The organism is Methanobrevibacter sp. UBA212, from assembly GCF_905233225.1.
GTDB lineage: Archaea > Methanobacteriota > Methanobacteria > Methanobacteriales > Methanobacteriaceae > Methanocatella.
Window position 1 is genome coordinate 21,251 of record NZ_CAJODJ010000026.1, and the last position, 6,806, is coordinate 28,056.

Consider the following 6,806-nt stretch of genomic DNA (forward strand, 5'->3'; position numbering starts at 1 on the left):
CAGGATATGCACTTTTCGTTGTAAAGTGTCCGAGCATGACACCCATCAAGCCAACATGACAACCAGGGATTTAAAAATAATTAAATAACAATAAAATAAAGTTTATATTATATAAAAATATAATTTAATTTATGCCTGTAAAGAACAACTATACCATTGGAATAATGGATGAGAGAAAAATTAAAGAAGTAAATGATGTTATATCCAAATATGCAGATATAACCATGCAGTCTTCATCCCATAGATATTTCGACAAGCATCCAATCAATGCAGATGAAGTTTTTCAGGACGTCACATTCTTCCAGTTGAAAGCTGAAGATGACGATTCGTTTGATGTGAAATTAAGTGAACTGATTGGGAATTTGGATGAACTTGACATTGACTATATGATTATGGATGATGAGACAAAAGACCTTATTGTCACCGTTGATTACGGCGGATACATCCTTGTCAAATTCGACAAGATTAATATCATAAAGCCTGGAACATATAACCTGATTGATGAAATGAAAACCATGAAAACAGATCTGGGATACTGCAAAGGGTTCAAACCTAAATTCAGACCCCTTAGTGGAGATTTATCCAAAGTCAAGGTCAATCCCGAAATCATATATATTGTTTCTGACTCTTCACAAAACCTGAAACGGTTCAAGGATTTTATATCTGAAAAACTATTGGAATTCGACCCGAATTTTGAATTGGAATTCAAACACATCGAACCTCAGGATTTCTAAAATACAATTTCAATGATGCTAATAATGGAAGTGAACTCTATGTCAAGAAGATTTGCAGTAATAGACACCGAAACCAACTGGAACAATGAGGTAATGTCAATCGGCGTTCTGATTGCAAGATGCAGGAATTTCAAGAAAACTGATTCCCGTTACTACATTCTGCCAATTGAAGAAAAAGTGGGTGGAATGTATTCAAAAAGCATGAGAAATACCACTCATGAGATAATTACAGGCCACAGGGTTGAAGTGATAGACGATTTGAAGCTTCTTTTGAATTCGAATGGTGTTGATGATCTGTTTGCATACAACGCTTCCTTTGACAAGAATCATTTGCCCGAACTTTCCGACTTCCGCTGGCATGACATCATGAAGGTCGCCGCCTACAGGCAGCACAATCCATGCATTCCAGACCATATGCCATGCTGCAAGACGGGGCGTCTGAAAAGGGGATATGGCGTTGAGCCGATGCTTCGGATGCTGGGGGTGGAGGACTACAGCGAAACCCATAATGCAGTCATCGACGCAAGGGATGAACTGAGTATAATGACAAAATTAGGTTATGATATTGATTTCTATCCTGAAATTTAAATTTTAAATAAAGTTCTTGCATTTTTTGTAGTTATTTCAATGACTTCATCTTCATTCATGTCCAGTTCTTCGGCTATTTTTCCTATGACATATCCGATGTTGAGCGGAGTGTTGATTTCTCCTTTCTTCTGCTGAGGAGGCAGATAAGGGGAATCGGTCTCTACAAGCATGTGGCTGACATCAATTTCATTTATTACTTTTCTAGTTTTCTTGTTGTTTTCATTGGTGACTGGCCCTCCAATTCCAATATAGAAACCCAAATCCGTGAACTGCCTTGCCATTTCGGCCGAACCCTGATAGCAGTGAAGCGAACCCACCACATCATGGCCTTTCAGCACGTCAAAGGTGTCCTGCATGGCCTTTCTTGAATGCACAATCACAGGCAGGTGATGCTTTTCGGCCAAATTAAGCATGCTTTCAAATAGCTCAATCTGGCTGTCCCTATTGTCCTTTGTATGGTAATAGTCAAGGCCTATTTCGCCTACGGCAATGACATTTTCATTTTCAAGCTGCCTGTCCAATAGGGATATATCCTCCTCAGTAATATCATCCACCAGTGTATAAAAGTATCCAAGAGCCGCATGGACATTATCATATTTTTCTGCCATTTTAAGAACTTCAATATTGCTTTTAAAATCAGTGCCGTTCAATATCAGATGAATATCATTATCCAGGGCCTGCCTAATGATTTCCTCTGCATTTTCCATTTCTCCATCATATACATGACAATGGGTATCGATTATCATAAAATCACACTCATCATTAAGTTTTTAATGTCTCGACTTCAATTATTATATAACAAGTTGGATTAAATTATATTTTTTGGTGAGGCAAATGGAAAGTAAGTTTTCAAGAACAGAGATGTTGGTTGGAAATGAGGGAATGGAAAAGTTGAAGGAAGCAAAGGTTGCCGTTTTTGGCCTTGGAGGCGTTGGTTCCTTTGTCTGTGAAGGGCTTGCAAGAAGCGGTGTGGGCAATTTCATTCTTGTTGACTTCGACAGGATTGACGAGAGCAACATCAACAGGCAGCTGATTGCAACGGTGAATACAATCGGCAGATATAAGGTGGATTTGATGAAGGAAAGGATTCTTGAAATCAATCCGGATGCAAACGTTGAGACATACAAGGAATTCTATATGGCAGATTCGACAACAGACATAATAACAGAGGACTTGTCATATGCCGTTGACTGCGTGGACACCATAATGGCAAAGATTGCAGTCATCTGCAAATGCGATGCCCTGAATGTCCCTGTCATCTCTTCAATGGGAACCGGAAACAAGCTGGATGCCACCATGTTTGAAGTGGCCGATATCTATGAGACCTCAGTATGTCCACTTGCCAAAATAATGAAAAAAGATTTGAGAAAGAGAAACATAGAAAAGCTGAAAGTGGTCTATTCAAAGGAACACGCGATAAACACCAATGACTGTGAAATAAATCAGGGAAGAAAATTCAAGGTGAAAGGCAGCGTTTCATTTGTGCCTTCCGTTGCGGGACTTATAATTGCAGGTGAAGTGATAAAGGACATCATTCAGTAATATTTTGTGGCAAAGGCCAGAATCAATGTGGCCATGAAACCTATTATGCAAATCATGGCGTACTTGTCAAAAGTGCCCTGGTACTTGTCGAATCTTTTTATTCTAAACGGTACGATAATTGGAAGCAGAGCAAATAACGGTATGAAATACCTTGTGCTGACACCAATATTCGTTCCTCCGACATCCGCCCATGTCAAAAGCTGGATGAAGCATGTCCCCATATATATCATCAGCAGTATAACTAAGGTTCCTATCTTTGATTTCATACTAAACTTGGAATCGCTCGGATAAAAGAGCAAAGTAAGTGAAAGGAATATCCAAATCAGGACTGTAATGAACGTATAGTGATCTGCATAATGATTGGCGCTGTATGCTCCGAAGAAATTGAAAAAACCGTTCAGGGTGATTCCTAAAGTATATGTGAAAATCATCCTAATGAATCTCAGAATGTTAAACGGATGGTCCATCAGAAACTGTAACTGCAGTGAAGGATTCATGTAATTAAGCTTTGATCTCCATGAATGCATCAGGGCCGGTTCTGAATATGAACTCCACAATACTCCTATGCACGAAACAATAAAAATGCCCAGAAGCATATATCTTATGATTTTCTCATTTTTGAAGTTCTTGCGGGGAACCAGCAATATGAAGAAAACGAATGCAAGATATGGGAGCTTGCAAAGACCCAACAGCAATGACAATCCGCAGAATATTGCAACTTCCTTGGTATCAAGCGAACCGGGTTCGGATTTATACAGATATATGAAATATGCAAGAGTAAGCAATGCCAAACCGATTATCATAGAATCTATGCTGACTGAAGCCGCCTGATAAATCGAAATAGGTATGCATGCTACAGCCAAAAGGGGAACCTTAAGCACAGGTGCCTTCTTTACGGCCAGTGAAATCAATAGGGCATATGTAAACAGATTGAATATTCTTGGAAGCCACAGCATCCAGATGACATTCATGTCAAACAGCTTGGCTATAAAAACGCCTATTCCCTGTGGAATATAACCATAAAAAGGATTCTGCTCAAAGGAAGAACCGTCAAGCATAGGTGTCTTGTTGATTACATTCGTATCGCCGTCCGTCATGAATACCGTCTTTTCACGATTGTTTAAAAAGAACATGTGGCTCTGTATCGTTTCAAAACCTACATCAGTATTGAGCTCGTTGCTGTATTTTCCTTCGGTACGGTTGTACAGTTGAGTGAGATTGTGCTCGCCGCCCTCCCAATGGGGAAAGATCACTCCCTGAGAGGTAATTTCCGCCCTTGTAAGATGCTCCAATTCATCACTGACATCTACAATAGGAACAACAAATGCAGTGATTATCCCAAAACAAAGTATGATGACGAATGCAACCTTATACAATTCCTCCTTGGAATCGTGCATGAAATAATATGTAATACAGAAGACTCCAAGTATTGCAACAAGAGCAAATGCAGCTATTTCAAAGCGGGGATCTGCGAAATTCTTAGCTGAAACGGTGGACAGGCATGTAGCGGTGATGAATATCAAATAGACAATCAGATATTTCTTTGAATTAACCAGCGTTGAGGTGAATTCACTGCAATTTTCCTTGACAACATCAATCATTAAAACACCGTTCTCCCCTAAAAATTAAAAAAATCTATTGAAAGTTAATATTAACTTAAAGATATTTTTCTAATTATACATATTTAAATATTATCCACAATATGGTGAAAAATTAGCATATTCTCTACAATACATCATTAACGCCATAATGTATTTTGAAAATTTTGATGTAACATTCACTTCAAACGAAAAATATGAAAGTAATAACCGTCAATTGTCAAAAATACTTTGCATGAGCATTAATATTATTATATATTAAACCTAAACCTAACATCATGCACTATGTAAAAGCAAAGGGCATCTTCACATCAGATTATGGCATCAACATATATAGGGGATGCACTCACGGATGCATCTATTGCGACTCAAGAAGCGATGTCTACAGGTTCCGCCATGAATTTGAAGACATTGAAGTCAAGGAAAATGCCGTCGAACTGCTTAAAAGGGAACTCATCAGGCGCAAACCTTTCATGGTTGTGACAGGGGCGATGACTGACCCTTACGTTCCGATTGAAAAGAGACTGCAGCATGTCCACAAATGCCTTGAAGTGATTTACAGGTACGGGTACGGTTTTTCCTGCCTTACAAAATCTGACCTGATTTTAAGGGACATGGATTTGCTTAAAAGGATCAATGAAAAAAGCAAAGTTGTCGTTCAAATCACATTAACGACTGCCGACGATGATTTGAGCAAAATTATAGAGCCGAATGTATGTCCGACCTCAAGACGGGTGGAGGTGCTTAAAAGGCTGGATGAAAATGGCATCCCATCTGTTGTCTGGCTGTCTCCAATAATGCCGTATATTAATGATACTGAGGACAATATCAAATCCATTTTGGATTGCTGCATTGATGCAAACGTCAAGGGCGTGCTGAATCTTGATATGGGGTTTTCATTGAGGAAGGGCAATCAGGAATATTTCTATGGAAAGCTTGATGAACATTTTCCTGGCCTAAGGCAGCGATATGTTGAGGAGTTCGGGGAGCGCAATTTCATCTACAGCGCAAACAACCGAAAGCTGAAGAAAATCATAGAGAACAGATGCAGGAAGCATGGGATGCTCTACAGACAGGAGGACATAATTGAGTATATGCATGAATTTCCCTGCGCTTCAGTACAGTCAAAATTAATGTAGAAATCATGTGAACAATTCAAGTATTTTTAATATTAGTGTATGAAGTTAATCATTAAATATAATTAGTAATAGACGTTTAATTAGTTGAAAATATATCGGAGTTGAACCTCTCCGACCTGTAGAGGTCAGAGATTCTTAGGTAATCCATTCTATATGAATGGAAAATATTCTAAGCTATCCCCCAGGTCCCCTAGGTTTATTTTTTTTAGTGTTTTTAACCCTTCGTTTAAGATGTTAATTGCTGCGTTGTGATCTCTTTCATGATGTGTGCCGCATTTTGGACAATTCCATTGTCTGTCTTTTAGGGTTATGTTGTTGTTTTTATGGCCGCATTTGTGGCAGGTTTTTGTGGAAGCGAACCATTGGTCTATTTCAATGAATGTTTTACCGTATAATTCTGCTTTGTATTTGATTTTTTGTTTTAGTTTATACCATGCGGCATCATGAATTCCACTGCTGACATGATGATTTTTTAGCATTCCTTTAATGTTTAATGTCTCCATTACGATTATGTCGTATTCTGTGACTATTTTTTTGCTTATTTTGTGGTGAAAATCATTTATTATATTGTTTCTTTTGTGTTCGAGTCGTTGCAGTTTTTCTACGGCTTTTAGGTAGTTGCTTCCATATGGTGAGACTTGGAATCTGCGTGATACTATTATGCGTTGTTTTTTTATTTTATCATCTAAATCACGGGTGTCTGGTTTGGCTATCACCTTTCCCGTTGATAATGTGATATAATTTTTTAACCCAACGTCAATTCCCACTGCTTTACCAGTTAATGGAAGCGGATCTATACAGATTTCAATTCTATAAGTCAATATCGCAAACCATCTTCCCTTGTCATATAAGATGGTTACGGTTTGTATTCTGCCCAGTACTGGTCGCAGACCACGCAATTTGATGAAACCATATTTATTTAATCTTATGTAATTGCCTTTGAGTCTAATGCTGTTTTTGATGTTTTTAATGGTAAATGATTGTACTGGATTTTTTAATGTTTTAATCCTTGGTTCACCGGACAATCTTTTATCATATCGTTTATATGCTCTTTGTAGGCGTTGTGTAGCCTCTTGTAAAGCAGTAGAGTCAATTTCATATAGAAATGGATTTTCATGCTTTAATTCACGCAAACAATCATTGTAAAAACTCCTATTTATCCTAATCTTTTCATCCTTAGATTCAGGGCAATTCTTATCAATTAT

7 protein-coding genes are annotated in these 6,806 nt (G+C 38.2%); 4 read left to right on the forward strand and 3 right to left on the reverse strand.

Translation table 11 applies throughout. The annotated features are described in order from the left end of the window. Positions 1–131: 131 nt before the first annotated feature. Positions 132–734, forward strand: a complete 603-nt coding sequence (locus QZ138_RS07855) for a hypothetical protein (RefSeq protein WP_292888340.1) — start codon at positions 132–134, stop codon at positions 732–734. A gap of 39 nt (positions 735–773) precedes the next feature. Further along, positions 774–1,322 carry a hypothetical protein gene (locus QZ138_RS07860; protein WP_292888341.1) on the forward strand — a complete coding sequence of 183 codons (549 nt, stop codon included), beginning with the start codon at positions 774–776 and terminating at the stop codon, positions 1,320–1,322. On the opposite strand, the gene QZ138_RS07865 is transcribed toward QZ138_RS07860, so the two are convergent. Then, on the reverse strand, positions 1,319–2,068 hold the full coding sequence (locus tag QZ138_RS07865; protein ID WP_292888344.1) for a TatD family hydrolase: 750 nt from the start codon (positions 2,066–2,068) through the stop codon (positions 1,319–1,321). The genes QZ138_RS07860 and QZ138_RS07865 overlap by 4 nt on opposite strands. Before the next feature lie 88 nt (positions 2,069–2,156). Between QZ138_RS07865 and QZ138_RS07870 the strand changes: the two genes are divergently transcribed. Continuing rightward, a complete protein-coding gene (locus tag QZ138_RS07870; RefSeq protein ID WP_292601068.1) occupies positions 2,157–2,864 on the forward strand; it encodes a tRNA threonylcarbamoyladenosine dehydratase in 708 nt (235 codons plus the stop codon). Here the strand turns inward: QZ138_RS07870 and QZ138_RS07875 are convergent. Further along, positions 2,858–4,465, reverse strand: a complete 1,608-nt coding sequence (locus tag QZ138_RS07875) for a DUF2142 domain-containing protein (RefSeq protein WP_292888346.1) — start codon at positions 4,463–4,465, stop codon at positions 2,858–2,860. The genes QZ138_RS07870 and QZ138_RS07875 overlap by 7 nt on opposite strands. A gap of 275 nt (positions 4,466–4,740) precedes the next feature. On the opposite strand from QZ138_RS07875, the gene QZ138_RS07880 reads away from it, so the two are divergent. After that, positions 4,741–5,601, forward strand: coding sequence for a radical SAM protein (locus tag QZ138_RS07880; protein ID WP_292888348.1), 861 nt, complete (start codon positions 4,741–4,743; stop codon positions 5,599–5,601). Positions 5,602–5,750: 149 nt separating this feature from the next. Here QZ138_RS07880 and QZ138_RS07885 read toward each other — a convergent pair. Then, on the reverse strand, positions 5,751–6,806 hold a 1,056-nt coding region (locus QZ138_RS07885), incomplete at its 5' end, for a transposase (protein WP_292888350.1).